16 protein-coding genes are annotated in these 15,055 nt (G+C 44.3%); 9 read left to right on the top strand and 7 right to left on the bottom strand.

Annotated elements, in window-relative coordinates:
- Window positions 1–406: 406 nt before the first annotated feature.
- Window positions 407–892: a hypothetical protein gene (locus tag QZX97_RS09070; RefSeq protein ID WP_295652606.1), complete on the bottom strand. Its 486-nt coding sequence runs from the start codon at window positions 890–892 to the stop codon at window positions 407–409.
- A 131-nt stretch (window positions 893–1,023) separates the two neighbouring features.
- Here QZX97_RS09070 and QZX97_RS09075 point away from each other — a divergent pair, with 131 nt between their 5' ends.
- The 5 genes from QZX97_RS09075 (at window position 1,024) to QZX97_RS09095 (ending at window position 6,971) form a co-directional block, all read left to right on the top strand.
- The gene (locus QZX97_RS09075; protein WP_295664584.1) at window positions 1,024–1,407 is read left to right on the top strand and encodes a PAS domain-containing protein; all 384 of its coding nucleotides are present in this window, start codon (window positions 1,024–1,026) and stop codon (window positions 1,405–1,407) included.
- Between the two features lie 31 nt (window positions 1,408–1,438).
- Window positions 1,439–1,792 carry a LuxR C-terminal-related transcriptional regulator gene (locus QZX97_RS09080; protein ID WP_295664585.1) on the top strand — a complete coding sequence of 118 codons (354 nt, stop codon included), beginning with the start codon at window positions 1,439–1,441 and terminating at the stop codon, window positions 1,790–1,792.
- Between the two features lie 55 nt (window positions 1,793–1,847).
- Complete coding sequence (locus QZX97_RS09085; protein WP_295652602.1) at window positions 1,848–2,903, top strand: aminoglycoside phosphotransferase family protein; 1,056 nt, start codon at window positions 1,848–1,850, stop codon at window positions 2,901–2,903.
- A gap of 51 nt (window positions 2,904–2,954) precedes the next feature.
- Window positions 2,955–5,954, top strand: coding sequence for a glycoside hydrolase domain-containing protein (locus QZX97_RS09090; RefSeq protein WP_295664586.1), 3,000 nt, complete (start codon window positions 2,955–2,957; stop codon window positions 5,952–5,954).
- 63 nt (window positions 5,955–6,017) lie between these two features.
- On the top strand, window positions 6,018–6,971 hold the full coding sequence (locus QZX97_RS09095; protein WP_295652599.1) for a hypothetical protein: 954 nt from the start codon (window positions 6,018–6,020) through the stop codon (window positions 6,969–6,971).
- A gap of 70 nt (window positions 6,972–7,041) precedes the next feature.
- Here QZX97_RS09095 and QZX97_RS09100 read toward each other — a convergent pair whose 3' ends face one another.
- The 3 genes from QZX97_RS09100 to QZX97_RS09110 form a co-directional block, all read right to left on the bottom strand.
- Entirely contained in the window at window positions 7,042–8,163 is a 1,122-nt protein-coding gene (locus QZX97_RS09100; protein WP_295652596.1) for a DUF2971 domain-containing protein, read from the bottom strand.
- Window positions 8,164–8,316: 153 nt separating this feature from the next.
- The gene (locus tag QZX97_RS09105; RefSeq protein ID WP_295664587.1) at window positions 8,317–8,811 is read right to left on the bottom strand and encodes a hypothetical protein; all 495 of its coding nucleotides are present in this window, start codon (window positions 8,809–8,811) and stop codon (window positions 8,317–8,319) included.
- 280 nt (window positions 8,812–9,091) lie between these two features.
- Entirely contained in the window at window positions 9,092–9,811 is a 720-nt protein-coding gene (locus tag QZX97_RS09110) for a hypothetical protein (RefSeq protein WP_295652593.1), read from the bottom strand.
- Between the two features lie 258 nt (window positions 9,812–10,069).
- Here QZX97_RS09110 and QZX97_RS09115 point away from each other — a divergent pair, with 258 nt between their 5' ends.
- The 4 genes from QZX97_RS09115 to QZX97_RS09130 all read left to right on the top strand — a co-directional run bounded on the left by QZX97_RS09115 (window position 10,070) and on the right by QZX97_RS09130 (window position 11,871).
- Complete coding sequence (locus QZX97_RS09115; RefSeq protein WP_295652590.1) at window positions 10,070–10,648, top strand: NAD(P)H-dependent oxidoreductase; 579 nt, start codon at window positions 10,070–10,072, stop codon at window positions 10,646–10,648.
- Between the two features lie 132 nt (window positions 10,649–10,780).
- The gene (locus tag QZX97_RS09120) at window positions 10,781–11,155 is read left to right on the top strand and encodes a hypothetical protein (protein WP_295652588.1); all 375 of its coding nucleotides are present in this window, start codon (window positions 10,781–10,783) and stop codon (window positions 11,153–11,155) included.
- A 21-nt stretch (window positions 11,156–11,176) separates the two neighbouring features.
- Entirely contained in the window at window positions 11,177–11,482 is a 306-nt protein-coding gene (locus QZX97_RS09125) for a hypothetical protein (protein WP_295652586.1), read from the top strand.
- The gene (locus tag QZX97_RS09130) at window positions 11,419–11,871 is read left to right on the top strand and encodes a DNA alkylation repair protein (RefSeq protein WP_295652585.1); all 453 of its coding nucleotides are present in this window, start codon (window positions 11,419–11,421) and stop codon (window positions 11,869–11,871) included. Before QZX97_RS09125 ends, QZX97_RS09130 begins: the two co-directional genes overlap by 64 nt.
- A gap of 129 nt (window positions 11,872–12,000) precedes the next feature.
- Here QZX97_RS09130 and QZX97_RS09135 read toward each other — a convergent pair whose 3' ends face one another.
- Genes QZX97_RS09135 through QZX97_RS09145 form a run of 3 tightly spaced genes read right to left on the bottom strand, consistent with a single transcriptional unit; the run spans window position 12,001 to window position 14,811 of the window.
- The gene (locus QZX97_RS09135) at window positions 12,001–12,969 is read right to left on the bottom strand and encodes an ABC transporter permease subunit (RefSeq protein WP_295652583.1); all 969 of its coding nucleotides are present in this window, start codon (window positions 12,967–12,969) and stop codon (window positions 12,001–12,003) included.
- Window positions 12,950–13,930, bottom strand: a complete 981-nt coding sequence (locus QZX97_RS09140; protein ID WP_295652582.1) for an ABC transporter ATP-binding protein — start codon at window positions 13,928–13,930, stop codon at window positions 12,950–12,952. The genes QZX97_RS09135 and QZX97_RS09140 overlap by 20 nt, the downstream gene beginning before the upstream one ends.
- A gap of 23 nt (window positions 13,931–13,953) precedes the next feature.
- Window positions 13,954–14,811 (bottom strand): NEW3 domain-containing protein, encoded by an 858-nt coding sequence (locus tag QZX97_RS09145; protein WP_295652579.1) that lies wholly within the window; start codon window positions 14,809–14,811, stop codon window positions 13,954–13,956.
- Window positions 14,812–15,055: the final 244 nt, after the last annotated feature.

A 15,055-nucleotide genomic window follows, 5' to 3' on the forward strand; every position in this document is an offset into this window, starting at 1 on the left:
TGCTTAAATCTACAATGACCGGCTGTGTCCCTATTGTACCATCACATTTCTTGTAATCAAATTTAAATTGAAGCGAAGCGTGCCTGGTATGATAAACCTTTATTTTATAATATGACTCGCCGGCTAACATACCCACAAAATTTTTATCTGTCCGGCATTTTGATAATGAGAAAGCTATATAAACATTGCTCAAAGGGTCGGGCGGACCCGAATTTCAGAAATTATAATATACACCATAAGGGGCCTTTAGGTTTTGTCGTTGTTGCCCGAAGCCACATTGGCATAAAACCAATAGGGAAAATAAAATTAGGGGTACCTTTTTCATGTGTAATACTTTAATAATCAAATATAAATATTTACACAAAAATGCAAATACAGCAAAAGAACAGTCCAAACAAGCCCTGTGCTATTCATATAGCATTCCGGTTACGTAAGCCAGATAAGGGCGCGCAACCCCATTTGGTACTAATTGTAATATTTGCGTATCATCAATTACAATTTCAACTTCATTGTCATAGTCTTTTAAAGGGAATACAAATTTTATAGGCAAATCTTTGTAGGTGTGCTTATTACTGGCATCGACAAACTTATTCAGTTCGATAGCACCTTTAGATTGGAATAAAACTGCGTTCCCCAAAGGGCCCCATACCCATATCCCATTAAGTGCCACACCATCTTTCACCCCATCGTCATCATGCCCATTCGCCGCAGGAATCCATATAATGTGGTCAATAACGATTTTTTGACCCTTTTTAGGTTGAATATATGTTTCTGTTGTATCATCGGGCTTTTCAGAATGATGGAGTACAACCGCATAGGGTTTTCCTTGGGCATAAGTCTTTTCATACGCTCCAATCAACAAAGCAAACAGTAGGATTGTGATTTGTTTCATTGTTTTCACTTTTAGTTGTTTAAAAAATGGACGCTTATTTTAAGTATAACTTATCAAAAATAACTTAACCCAATATTTTTAAAAATACCCATTTATAGGTATATTTGTTTAACTACCAATACCCTGATTAAATGGAACTACCTATAATAAGTAACGAGGCAAGCAAAATATGGAAGCGTTTTGCCAGCGAATCGGCGCCCAACATGCTACAGTTGGAGCTCGAATTGTATAAAAAACTCTTGAATTTCTTCCAGGTAGGCGATTACTACTATTACATTTTCAATTTTAAAAAACTTGATTTTGACTATGTCAGCGAAAATGTGTTCCCGATGCTTGGATACCAACCCGATGAATTAACGGTAGCCAGGTATATGGAATATGTTCATCCGGATGATATTGAGTGGCTGATCAGTTTCGAAAGTAAAACCGCGAGTTTTTTGGCCGGGCTGCCCGTAGATAAAGTAATGAAGTATAAAAACAGGTACGATTACCGTTTCAGGAAAAAAAAATGGTGATTATATCAGGGTATTGCACCAAGCAGTTATCATGCATGTAGATGAACAAGGCGGTTTTGTACGCACCTTAGGTATCATTACCGACATTACCCATTTGAAACAGGAAGGTAAACCTACCATGTCGCTTATAGGTATGGATGGGGAACCATCATATTTAAATGTCGACGTTAACAATATTTTCGTCAGCAGCAACGAAGTACTGACCAACCGCGAAAAACAAATACTCGCGTTGCTAAGCCAAGGCAAACTAAGCAAACAAATAGGCGATATACTGAATATAAGCAAGCAAACTGTCGATACCCATCGCAAGAACATGCTTCGCAAAACAAACACGGCAAATACAGCTGGATTGATCAATAAAGCCGTGAGGGAAGGCCTGATATAAGCTGCCGCAGCCCCGCCCTTTCCCCATTCGCCCCCAAATCCCTACTTTTGAAACCATGTTTCAACAAATCCTCCATTCCTTCAACCTTCCCGGCGATGGTTGGCATATCCAACCTTTCGGTTCGGGCCTCATCAACCACACCTGGAAAGTAAGCGGGGCAGGAGCGGAGGCTTATATCCTGCAGCGCATCAATACCGGGGTATTTAAAAACCCGGGGCATATTGCGGCTAACCTGCTGCTCGTCCAAAACTATTTAGAACAACACACGCCCGGATACCTTTTCGTAGCGCCCATCCCCGCCAAAAACGGTGAAGGTTTGGTTATCCACGACGGCCATTATTACCGCCTCACACCCTTTATCCAAAACTCGCACACCGTTAATGTTTTGACCGACAGCCACCAGGCCTGCGAGGCCGCCAAACAATTCGGCCAGTTTACCCGCCTGCTCAATGGTTTTAACGCGGCCCAACTGCAATACACCATACCCGATTTCCACAACCTAACCCTGCGCGTAGCGCAATTTGAAAAAGCTTTAGCTTCCGCCGACCCCATCCGCCTCCGCAAAGCCGCCGAAACGATAAAAGAAGCCCAAAGCCATACCGCCATCGCCGAAACCTTTAGCCAACTCGCACAAAACAAACAAATGCCGCTCCGCGTCATCCACCACGATACCAAAATAAACAACGTGCTGTTTGATGCTACCGGCAAAGGCCTCTGCGTCATCGACCTCGACACGGTAATGCCCGGCTTCTATAGCAGCGACGTCGGCGACATGATGCGCACCTACCTGTCGCCAGCCAGCGAAGAAGAGCAGGATTTCAGCAAGATAACCGTCCGCGAAGAGTACTTCTCCGCCCTCCACCGGGGCTATATGCAACAAATGGGCGAGGTGCTAAGCCCTTTCGAAAAAAGCCTGTTCGTTTATTCCGGCAAGTTCATCATCTACATGCAGGCCCTCCGTTTCCTCAGCGACTACCTCAACAACGATACCTACTACGGCGCCAAATACGAAGGGCATAACCTCATGCGCGCTCAAAACCAGCTCATGCTCCTCGCCAAATACATTGCTTGCGAAGATAAATTTGAGCAAATAGTGCGCGATTTTAAATAAGCCTGTTAAATTTACGCTTTGCTTATCGCGAACACACCGAAACCAGCTAATATGTCGAAGATATCCTCCCGCAAACTGCCCTTAACGCTAATTATTCTATTTTTTGCAAGCCTCACCGCTCATGCCCAGTTCCTCAAATATGTTAACGGCAATAACTCCTGGAACCCCGATTCGCTCGGCAACCACCGCGCCGTGGTCAATGTAACCACCGTAGGCCCCGTTTGCGAAACCTTTATCTTCTGGCGTCGCCACGATGACCCGACCAACAAATCCGTCATCGTGGTGGATGCCAAAACCAACAAACGCATCTTCAACGTCAAAACCGAAAACATCTCCCGCGAAGGTGGTACCGTATATTTCCAGCCCACATCGGGCCCGGGCAAATATTATATCTATTACATGCCCTACAAGGTTACCGCACGCTCCAATTACCCCAACGCGGTGTACTACCAAATGCAAAACACTGCCGATGCCGCCTGGCTCGAGCAAACCAACCATGCCGATAACGCCAACGTCCTCTACCTCGAATCGGTTAACGCCATGAACAGTTTTTACCCCATGGAGGTCATTGCCACCAAAGCCGAGGTGGCCCGTATGCTACACCTCAACCCGGGCAAAGATTATTTCGTTTTCACCGAAGACCGCGCTTACCCCATCAAAATGCCGCACGACCTGCCCGCGCACTGGGTTCCGCAAGGACCCTTCAACAAATTCACAGGCACAGCCCTCAAAGGCGAAAACTACAGCTACCAACTCGGCATCTATCCCGTTACCACCGACCTTAAAAACATCAGCCTTACCTTCAGCGATTTAAAAGACGCCGCCGGCCACCGCATCCCGGCAACGGTAATGAGCTGCCTCAACACCAACGGCACCAAATACGATGGCACGCCGCTCACAAATACCGTCAACGTCAGCAAAGGCGATGTGCAGGCCCTCTGGTGCCTCGTAAACATCCCAGCCAAGGCCATTGCGGGCGCGTATAAAGGCACGGTAACCGTCAAGGCCGACAATGCCCCGGCCACAACCATCGGCATCGGCATTACCATCCAAAACAAGCAAGCCATCAACAGCGGCGTTAACGACCCGCAAAAGCAAACGCGCCTCACCTGGCTCAATTCCACCCTCGCGCAGCAAAACGACGTGATAAAGCCCTACACACCTTTACAGGTAGACGCACAAACCATCAGCCTTTTAGGCCGTAAAGTGATACTGAACAATACCGGTTTCCCGGAACAAATTCAAACCTTCTTTACCCCCGAAATGACGGAAACCACCACCACACCCAAAAACATCCTCGGCGAAAACATCCATTTCCACATCGTTAATGCCACGACACACAAGGATATCGCCCTTAAAAGCCAGGGCGTAACCTTTACCCAAAAAGACCCAGGCACGGTAAAATGGCAAGCCTCCAACACATCCGACCTGCTCAAAATGGACGTCAACGGCTCCATCGAGTTCGATGGTTATATGAACTATACCGTAAAACTCACCGCCCTTGCCGATGTTGACCTCGACGATACCAAATTCCATATCCCTTTCGATAAAGCATCGGCCAAATACCTCATGGGCCTTGGCCAAAAAGGCGGCCTGCGCCCCGACACCGTAAAATGGCACTGGGACGTCGCCACCAAAAACCAGGACGGCGCCTGGATAGGCGAGGTAAACGCCGGTCTGCAATACTCCTTGCGGGATGAGAACTACGTTCGCCCCCTCAACACCAATTTTTACCTGCAAAAACCGCTGGTGCTGCCTACCTCATGGGGCAACGGGGGCAAGGGCGGCATGCTCATCACCATAAAAGGCAAAACCATGCTGGCCGAGTGCTATACCGGCCCCCGCAGCATGAAAAAGGGCGACGAGCTGTACTACAACTTTACCCTGCTCATCACGCCCTTCCACACCATCAATACCGATTTTCAATGGGCTACGCGCTTTTACCACAAATACAACAAGCTCGATACCATTAAGGCCACAGGCGCAACGGTGGTCAACATACACCATGCCACGCCCATCAACCCCTATATCAATTACCCCTTCATCGCCCACGATGCCATGAAAAGCTATATCGATTCGGCCCACCGTTTGGGATTGAAGGTAAAGATATACAATACCGTGCGCGAACTTTCCAACAGCGCTTACGAAACCTTCCCCATGCGTAGTTTAGGGCACGAAATTTACTCCACCGGCAAGGGTGGGGGCTATTCATGGCTGCAGGAGCATCTGGGCAGCGACTACATTGCCGCCTGGTATGTACCCGAAATTAAGGATGCCGCCATTGTAAACAGTGGCATGAGCCGCTGGCATAATTACTATGTAGAAGGCATGAACTGGCTGGTACAAAACCTAGGCATCGACGGTATCTATCTGGATGACGTGGCTTTCGACCGCATCACCATGAAACGCGTAAAACGGGTGCTCACCCAAAACGGCCACCCCGGCATCATCGACCTGCACTCGGCCAACCAATACAACAAAAACGATGGCTTTAACAACAGCGCCAACCTGTATATGGAACATTTTCCATACCTCAGCCGCCTGTGGTTTGGCGAATATTTTGATTACGAAAACAACAGCCCCGATTTCTTCCTCACCGAAGTATCGGGCATCCCCTTTGGCCTAATGGGCGAAATGCTGCAGGGCGGCGGCAACCCCTGGCGGGGGATGGTGTTCGGCATGACCAACCGCATGCCCTGGAGCGACAATGCCGACCCGCGCCCCATCTGGAAAGCCTGGGACTACTTCGGCATGACCGGCACCAAAATGATAGGCTATTGGGTAGATGCCAACCCCGTAAAAACCAACAACCCGCAGGTATTGGCCACCGTATACAAAAAACAAGGCAAAGCCCTCATCGCCATAGCAAGCTGGGCACCCGCCGATACCAATATCAAGCTCACCATCAACTGGCAGGCCTTAGGCATCAACCCCAACACCGCCCGTATCACCGCCCCCGGCATCCGTAACTTTCAACCGGTTCAAACTTTTGGCTTGAACGATGAAATACCCGTACTAAAAGGGAAGGGGTGGATGTTGGTGGTGGAGTAGGGGGCGAGTTGAAAGTTTGCAACACTTTAAGACGAGCCCTACTTTAAATCAAAAACCTAAGAAATGACAAAAGAAGAATTAAGAACGGAGTATACACGATTAAGTTTCCCGGAAACGATAAAAGATATTAATGATTTAATGGATATTTATTTAGAGTATCTATTCTTAGTTATGATGAATCATGAAAATGATAAAGTTAAAACTTTAGCGGAACGTGATGCCAAAATGATAAATCAAATGATGTTTACTAAAACTGCTCATCTTAAAGAAGTTATCAAGGGAGTAGAATATACGTCAAAAGAGGATATGAAATTAAATAAGATTATTGACCCAACAATAGTAGCTGTATTAACTCGAAATATTTTTGAAACTGTAGCTATGTTCAATATTGTTAATGTTCAACCTCAAAATGACGATGAAAAATTAATATTATACAACCTATGGGCAATTGCAGGGTTAAAATACAGGCAAAGTTTTGTTGATGATACATCGATAGAAGAGAATAAGCAAAAGGCAAAAGATGAATATAATCAAATAATGGAGTATACTCGTCAAATTGAACAAACAAATTTATACCAAAATTTATCCGTCAAAAATCAACATAAAATCAAAACTCAAATTAAAGATAAAGATTATAAGATTAAATTTTCCGAAGACAAAATTGATTTCTTAGGTTGGCCAACTGCGATGCAACTTACTGGAGTAAAAGAAAAAATAATGGGCAAATTGTATACATATTTTTCATTGTACGCCCATCCATCAAACGTTTCTGTTTTTCAATTTGCAGGCCTTTTTCAAAGCGGTAAAGAGGATTATATCACAATGACATTATTTAATTCGAGATACATTTTCATATTGTTAAGCATTTTTATTGCCGACTATATTAAGGTATTCCCTAATTCGTTGATGGTTTTTAACAAACTACCTATTGTTCACCAAATTGTGATTAACTCGATAAATACGATGGCGCGTAATGAAAGCTATTCAATTAATGACTCTGTCAAAAATTTGATATAAATTTGAATATTTTCGCTCACGGGACGAAGTTACTTTTGCGCTAAAGTTCGCCCAAAGTAAATTTTGGATTTTATTCAACTTTAACCCATTTGCTGCTACTATTTTCCACTTCGTGTCCTACTCCATCTTTCCATTCTGAGTATAATCTTTCAAAGTTCTCATCTTCCAAAGGAATTGCTTTGTAACTCAAAATGTTTAAGGGTTCGATTTCTACTTTGCGTTGATTAGGAGAAAGTTTTGCTTCAAACTCAAGAAACCAGAACATAATTCTTTTATAATTAGCAACTCTATCGATATAATTTTTGCGTTCTTTCAAAATCTCTCTAATCCTATTTTTATCTTCAACAGTCATTCTTGCCCCATAAATAATACCGACAAGTTGTGAGGGTTCATAATGAAATAGACGTTCTTGTTTTGTGTATTCTATATGTTCGCCAAAAAGCCAAGACGGAGGAGGGGGCAGAATTAATCTGGATTCATTTTCATAAAACCAACTTTGTCCTTTTTGTAAATAGTGACTCTCTTGTTCTGCCACTAGTTTTAACCGTTCTTCTTCACTAATTACATCGGCTGAAACGTAAGCTGGCATGTGAGAGAAAGCGTCTAAGAACTCAACATCTGCTTTGTAATCGATATTGCCGAATTTAAAACTTTCAGGTAAGCCAAAGCTCATTTCATTTGCTATACCATTTTGCGTTTGTCGTCTGATAGAATCTTTTTTGTAGTTTGGAGATAAATTTAGTGCGCCGTCTATCGACTTAAAAACGAGACAAAACCCTTTGTGCTTATCAGCATAATGTGACCACATCAAAGGCTCATCGTTTGTGCCAGAAAATGATACGAAATACCGTGTTGAAGGTAAATAGACTTTTAAGAGTTCTTGAATGATTTTTGCGAGATAACCTACTATAAGTTTTGTATTTGCATCACTCGTCGAAAATTCAATAAAAAAGTCCTTTTTTGTGGCTTCATCAAAAGACAATGGGCACTGTTTGCAAATATGGTCTGAAAGTTGGTTCAACAATTGCGGTGGTACTAAGAATTTAATCCGCTGACTTGCAAGTTCAATTACCTTAGTCCATTTCTCTTTGTTTGCTCCAAAAACATAAAAAGTTTTGCTATCAAACGGGTCATTACACTCTTCGGGAGAAGAAAAAAACATTTCACTATACATCAACTCTTTTAACGCCATTTCTGAATATGGACGATACCTAAAATAATGCATATTTTAATTTATAAGTATAGTTCAAATTTATTAAAATTATCTTTCGATGACTAACGCGCGCTGCCCGATTTTCCAAACTTCAGACGAAATGCCTATTTCTCCGACTACAGCAACCCACCATCACTTCCCCAAATCCTCATAAATCCCGATCATCAGTAGCCACGCGCCCGAAATAAGGAACGCGAACAAAACAATAATGGCCACCGCTGCGATATAAAAGCCGGAGCCGCATCCGAGGATAAGCAAAACGGCGCTCAAAACTTCGGCCAGGTAGCATAAGGTACCACCTGCCAAACGCGGCGCGTTCAACCCAACCGAACTCATGCCCGTCCTGATGGCTATCACATAACCCCTCACAAAAATAACCGTGGCTATAAGCCAGAGCACAAGCCACGCAAAGCCGAGCATTTCCGGGGTTTGGTTACCCATCAACGCCAGTCCGCTGGCCATAAAAATAGCACTAAAACCTGTCAACATATTGATCGCGCGGTTTTTATGCGTGGCATTGCGTAAAATGATCTCGTGGTTGATCGACATCGCCACAAAAATTAAACCCACCAGCGCCGCCGATCCGCCGCCCACCATCACAAAAAAGTTGTTCCATTGCTCAGGCATACAAATTTGTTTATACATCCAAATATAAAATTATTTCAGATTTCAAGCGGGCAGAAAACACCACGCCTGCATACGCGCAAAAAGGGTTAAAAATAAATAATGGTTTTTCTAAACCTTCTTTCCGCCGCAGGCGAAGAGAGGGTGGTCAAGCGTAGCGAAGACCGGGTGAGTCAGCTAGGCGATATGCTAAGACCCCGGGATCTCAAAACCCCGCCTTTGTTGGTGTTATCACCAACAAACCGGGAAGATAAATACGAACCGCTAAAACTTCCCGAATCTCTCAAAACTTATACCGCACACTTACCGAAGCAATATCATAAATGCCACGCAACGTACTTTGCGGGCGCGATATAAAACCATCGAAGGTTCGCGTTGGCAAATAGCTGAACTGCAATTTGGGGTTAAGCTCAAACCTGTCGCGGCCTAAAACATTCCGCAGGTCGATATAGGTACCCATTTCAAAATCAAAATCGGGGACGGTTTGTTTGGTAACGGGCTCGCCGTATATCGCACCGTATTCGTTACCGCTATAAGTTAATGTAATATCGGTCCGCAAATAGCCGGCGCCGGCACCTATGTAAGCCCGTTTAACAGCGTCCATAAACTTATTATTAGGTTGAAAATCTAAAAAATAACCCACGCCAAGCCTCACATTTACCGTACCCGACAAATAATGGTCGCTGCTCTCCGAATACAAATAGTAATTGTGGTTATCCACACCCATTATGGTACCGTCTTGCCCTTCGAACCCGATATTGAAATAAGGGGTAAAGCAATAATCAATGCTTGCAATATAAGCCGGTTTTAAGGGGGTAATATCGTAAACAGAGCGTAATGCCGTAAGCCCTTCGCCAATGCCAATACGTAAGCCATTTGTTTTTTGATCGGAAAAGTAATCCAATTGCGCGTGTGCCGCTGATATGGATAAAAATTGGAGTAATATAATTACAGGGGCTGCAAAAGCGAGGCTTTTACATTTGCTGTTTAAGGTATTTTTCATGTTCGGTTTATTAGAAATCAGATAACGTAGGTGTAACAAAATTATTACAATAACTTTTCAACGGTTCGAAAGCGTGCAATTTGGTGCCTTTTACTTGCTTCAAACATTCGCCCATGTTTCCAGTCAATACAGTGATCCTTATCATATTGATGTTTAATTCAAAACAATCCCGCCATCAAAATCTTTGACTATATAAGTCTCCGAAGTTTCTATCATCCGAAAATTATTTCAAGGGGCATCGGCAAAAAATAAAGAAAAATGAAAAAGATACTAATCATTAACGGGCATCCAAACCCGGATAGTTTTTGTTTTGCTTTGGCAGAGGCTTATAAAAAAGGAGCTATAAATGCAGGTGCCGAGGTAAAAGAAATTGTCATCCGCGATTTGGCTTTTAACCCAAACCTGCAATTTGGCTACCGCCAACGCACTGTTTTGGAACCCGACCTGTTGGAATGTTGGGAAAAAATAAAATGGGCCGACCACTTGGTTTGGGTGCACCCGGTATGGTGGGGTGGTCTTCCGGCCATTACCAAAGGTTTTATCGACCGTCTTTTTTTGCCCGGCTTTGCATTTCAATACCGCGAAAACTCCGTTTGGTGGGATAAGTTGCTAAAAGGCAAAACGGCGCATATCATCACCACACTCGATCAGCCGGGTTGGTACTATTGGCTCGTTTACGGGCGGCCAAGCGTAAACCAATTAAAAAAAACAGTTTTGGGTTTTTGTGGGATAAGACCGGTCAAAGTTACCTATATCGGGCCGGTCAAAAAATGCACCACAGCAGCTCGGTGCAAATGGTTAAACAAAGTTGAGGCAATGGGTAAGAATTTGCTATAAATAATCGCTGATAAAGCAATTAGTTGCAGCTCCCTACATGATATCCATTTTTACGAAGCCAATGGAAGGCAAGGGATATTATACACCGGCAGCAGGCCCGTTGTCGTAATACCCGACCCCCTCGAAAACTGTATGTGGTTTACCGAAGAAGCGGGCGTAAAAATCGGGAAAATAGGTCCCTCCGGCATTATTGGCGAATATCCTGTTCCGGCCATACAAAAAAACGATATCCTGGCATCCCTGTGTTTCGATCGCGAAATGAATTTATGGGTACAGGTTTATGTCGATTTTAATAACCCGGTACCCAAGGGCTACGATTACATCCTGAAGTTTGATAAATCCATCAGGCAGGCCTGTGGTGTTTCGCTGAGCGATGTGCCTTATACTACCCATATTATTCCCAGCCGTATGTCCATGATGCACCGTATCCGTATGGACAACGATGGCAACCTGTGGTTTACCGAAATGATGACCGATAAACTGGGCAAAATTACCCTAAACAGCTAAAATCGGTACTTTTGCAACCTGATGGAAAAACCCGGCTATCAAACTCAGTTGAACGAAATCCGTGCGCATATCCATGCCATCAGCGGCAGTGTGCCCGTGCACCGGCGTGAATCGCGACGCCAATACTCTTTTTCGGACTGTCCTTTCAGCGAGCAATTGGCCATTTGGGACGAGCTTTGGCGCAGCGAAACCAATTTTTGGCTCAGGTTGCATGCTTATTTCTTTTTGGAGAGGCATTTAAAAAATAATCGGAATTGCTCCAAATGTGGCCGGTCATTGTCCGTTGGCAGGACGATATCGACGATTGGGGCCTGTGCGATGCCCTGACCAAAGTGTATACCAAAATATTGGTGGTAGCGCCGACAGAAGTATACACTCAACTGCAACAATGGAACAACCACGAAAACCTGTGGAAACGCCGCCAGTCGCTGGTATCGCTGCTCTATTTCAGTCGTACCAAAAAACAGCATCCTTCGTTTGCGCAGGTGGTGCAACTCATTGAACCGCTCTTGCCCGACAATGAATACTACGTACAAAAAGGCCTCGGCTGGGCCCTCCGCGAACTGCACACCGTTTACCCGGAACAAGCGCTCGCCTGGCTAAAAAAACATATCAAACAAGTAAGCGCTATCGCCTTCACCATTGCCATCGAGAAAATGGATGCAGCTACTATTGTTGATATTAAGGCGCTACGGAAAATAAATAAAACCCTTTGATAAATTTATTTTCCAGATAAGAGCAAAAAAAAGCAGCGGGCTTTATCCGAAGGCTTTTTGCTTTTTTCATAAAACAGGTTTCAAATCGTTGCTTAACCTTTCTTGTCCAACGCTTATCTCATCGGTCATTTAACTACGTATTTCGCGCCGCATAAACAGATAGTAAGCCAGCGCAAAGCAACTTACCGTTGATGCCAATAGTCCGCTTACTTGTGGCCAAACAATCAATACGCTTTCTTTAAACGGAAGCACGGATGGTATGGCGCGTGCCATTTGTTCCATGGTAACGGGGCCGAGGCTGCGTACTGATGGTATTAACAGGGTGGTAATAGCATCGGAGTATAGCTGGCTTGGGGCTATGCGCTGCAGGTTTAAAATAAGATTGTTGTAACTGATTACCTGCTCCTGGGTTAAAAAAGAGGGATCGGGTAAAAAGGACTTTACCGCAAGGTTGATGACAATTTGATAAAATATGGTAAAGAACAGCCAAATGCCGATTGCTGTAAGGGCCGAAGTTGCTGCCTGCCGAAATTGTATGGACAGCATAATTGACAGGCTTAGCCAAAACGCTACATAGGCGATGGTTATGACAATGAAGCCAAATATGCGGAGCAATTCCTGTGGTTCTACGCGTACACCGGTTATGACCAGGCCGCCGCCTATCATCAGCAAGGCTAATGTTAAAAATAAGCTGCTCACCACTACCAGGGCGCTTACAAACTTAGCCAGCAACAGGTTGTCCCGATAAATGGGTTGCGCCATTAACCGGGTTAGTGTGCCGCTGTTCTGCTCGGAGTTGATGGCATCGAACCCTAAGCTGATACCCAGTAAAGGCGCCAGAAAACTCAAAAATACATGGAATGGCGGAACAGAGTTATCGGTGGTGGTTAATAGCTTAAGGTATAAAAAAACATGGTTGGGGTCTTTAGTATTGCCGGTTGCCTGTTTTATGTTAGCCAGTGATACATACATAGAGGCGATAAAAGTGAGCACAATGAGCGCAATAAGTATGATAAAGCGCCAGCTGCGTATATGGTCGGCTATTTCTTTGTTCACCATGACGCTAAAAGGCCGCGCATCATTCGATTGACTTTTCATAGCTTGTATTTTCAATGCTGTTAGATTCAAAATATTTTTGATAGATATCATCCAGTCCGTAATTTTTTTGATGTACGCCAATCACATCGTACCCTTTTTCGACAAGAAAGCGCACCAGGGCAGCTGTGATATTGCTGCTGCAGGTAAACTCCAGTTCGTTTTGGTTAATAGTAAGTTGGGTGATGGCTTCCCATTGTTTCAGTTCGGGTTCGAGCGGCCAAGCCTGCGGGATTGCCTGATCGAGCGTGATCGCGGTAACATGGCCGTCTGTACCAAATAATTTACCGGATAGCGTACTGATGTCGCCTTGTGCCAACAATTTGCCGTTCACAAAAATCCCAACCCTGTCGCACACTTGCTGTACATGGTGCAAATGGTGCGATGAAAGCAAAACGGTGAGCCCTTGCTGGCGGCTTAACTGTTTTATCAGCGCCAAAAAATCCCTTACCCCGGTGGGGTCGATGCCGAGGGTGGGCTCGTCCAGGATAATTACGTCGGGGTTTTTGATCAGCACATCGGCCAAGCCAAGGCGTTGTTTCATTCCGCGGGAGTATGCCGACGTTTTTTTGTGGCTATCCGCGGTAAGGCCTACTATTTCGAGTATGTTGAGCGCCCGGGCTTCGAGCTCGTTTTCGGGCAACCCGTTTAGCCGGCCAATGTACATCAGGTTTTCTAACGCGGTCATGTTATCGTAAAAGCCAACGCTGTCGGGCATATAGCCTACTTTTTTCTTAACTGCTATGGGGCTGTTGGTTGCGTTATGCCCGCAAACGTGGGCTGTACCGCTTGATGGGTCGGTCAACCCGAGCATCATTAATATGGTGGTGGTTTTACCGGCTCCGTTTGGCCCGAGCAGACCGAATATCTCACCTTTATAAACATCAAGGTTCAGATCATCGACGGCTTTAACAGAGCCATAGTTTTTGGATAAACCCTTAAGTTGTATGATAGGATCTTTCATTTGTAAAAACTGGAATGGATAAATTATCTTCTGCCGTATTTACGCATGAGGTAGTACACGATGCCGATGGCCAACAAAATGATCAACACACCCACCCATCCCGAAAGCAATGATGTTTTAACCAACAGCCTAAAAGCGATCTGGGTATTTGTATTGGTGTTTGATGCGGTAAAATTAGCTGAGTAGTCGCCGGCAATGGTTTTATCGGGTACTTTTAGTGTAGCCTTTATATTGACGCTTTTTCCCGGCTCCAGTTGCGTAATATTAGCGGGATCGAAAGTAGTTTCCCAACCCGAAGGGAGTTGCGATGACAACTGCAGGTTATTTAATGGTATAGAGCCGGTATTTTTTACCACCAGTTGCAATTCCTTTTCACTGCCTGAGGTTACCTCGTCGCTTAATCTTCCGGTTGGAGTTGTCAGACTAATACTGTATGAACCTTTTACAACAGCTTCCAGATTTAGCGATAAGGTATCAGCTCCGGATATTGCTTTGAGCGGGACGACGTATTTTTTCGGAGCGGCATTCGGTGTAGTATTGATTTCGACGGCGACATCCTGTGTTTTACCCGCATCCATATTAACTGATGTAACCTGAATACCATCTACCTTGAAGGCAATTGCCCATCCCTGAGGTACGTCTGCTTTAATTTCGTAAACATGCGCCGTGCCCGAACCATTGTGCAGGGTGGTGGTATAACGAAATGTTTCGTTGGTGGCCGCTTCAATATTAATCAGCTTTGCTGTAAATGCGGTTTTACCTGTTGCTACGTTATTTGATTGTTGTGCCTGCAATATTTGGCCTGAAACAAATAACAAAAAGAATAGAAAAGTGAACTTGCGCGCGGCGCTGAAACTGGTGATTTTAAATGGTGAAAACATGATCTAACAACTAAAATTTATAAATAATAGCTTTCAAAAAATGCCTTTATGGTGTTGGTTTAAATGTTCATTTTGACGTGCGAAATAAAAAAAGCTGATTGAAAATTTCAAATTTTTTCAAACTTTTTTTAACAATTAGAAAACGGGGAATAGGCGTTACAAAGGTTATAAACAACCTTTTGACTACCGCCCATAAAAAAAGCCTCCGGCTTTATGCTGAAGGCTTTAAGTTTTTTATACCTCT

This window comes from uncultured Mucilaginibacter sp. (assembly GCF_903893715.1).
GTDB lineage: Bacteria > Bacteroidota > Bacteroidia > Sphingobacteriales > Sphingobacteriaceae > Mucilaginibacter.

Coding starts and splice junctions, on each gene's coding strand:
- QZX97_RS09070 (WP_295652606.1), bottom strand. CDS start 892: ATGAAACAAATCACAATCCTACTGTTTGCTTTGTTGATTGGAGCGTAT.
- QZX97_RS09075 (WP_295664584.1), top strand. CDS start 1,024: ATGGAACTACCTATAATAAGTAACGAGGCAAGCAAAATATGGAAGCGT.
- QZX97_RS09080 (WP_295664585.1), top strand. CDS start 1,439: ATGCATGTAGATGAACAAGGCGGTTTTGTACGCACCTTAGGTATCATT.
- QZX97_RS09085 (WP_295652602.1), top strand. CDS start 1,848: ATGTTTCAACAAATCCTCCATTCCTTCAACCTTCCCGGCGATGGTTGG.
- QZX97_RS09090 (WP_295664586.1), top strand. CDS start 2,955: ATGTCGAAGATATCCTCCCGCAAACTGCCCTTAACGCTAATTATTCTA.
- QZX97_RS09095 (WP_295652599.1), top strand. CDS start 6,018: ATGACAAAAGAAGAATTAAGAACGGAGTATACACGATTAAGTTTCCCG.
- QZX97_RS09100 (WP_295652596.1), bottom strand. CDS start 8,163: ATGGCGTTAAAAGAGTTGATGTATAGTGAAATGTTTTTTTCTTCTCCC.
- QZX97_RS09105 (WP_295664587.1), bottom strand. CDS start 8,811: ATGCCTGAGCAATGGAACAACTTTTTTGTGATGGTGGGCGGCGGATCG.
- QZX97_RS09110 (WP_295652593.1), bottom strand. CDS start 9,811: ATGAAAAATACCTTAAACAGCAAATGTAAAAGCCTCGCTTTTGCAGCC.
- QZX97_RS09115 (WP_295652590.1), top strand. CDS start 10,070: ATGAAAAAGATACTAATCATTAACGGGCATCCAAACCCGGATAGTTTT.
- QZX97_RS09120 (WP_295652588.1), top strand. CDS start 10,781: ATGTGGTTTACCGAAGAAGCGGGCGTAAAAATCGGGAAAATAGGTCCC.
- QZX97_RS09125 (WP_295652586.1), top strand. CDS start 11,177: ATGGAAAAACCCGGCTATCAAACTCAGTTGAACGAAATCCGTGCGCAT.
- QZX97_RS09130 (WP_295652585.1), top strand. CDS start 11,419: ATGTGGCCGGTCATTGTCCGTTGGCAGGACGATATCGACGATTGGGGC.
- QZX97_RS09135 (WP_295652583.1), bottom strand. CDS start 12,969: ATGAAAAGTCAATCGAATGATGCGCGGCCTTTTAGCGTCATGGTGAAC.
- QZX97_RS09140 (WP_295652582.1), bottom strand. CDS start 13,930: ATGAAAGATCCTATCATACAACTTAAGGGTTTATCCAAAAACTATGGC.
- QZX97_RS09145 (WP_295652579.1), bottom strand. CDS start 14,811: ATGTTTTCACCATTTAAAATCACCAGTTTCAGCGCCGCGCGCAAGTTC.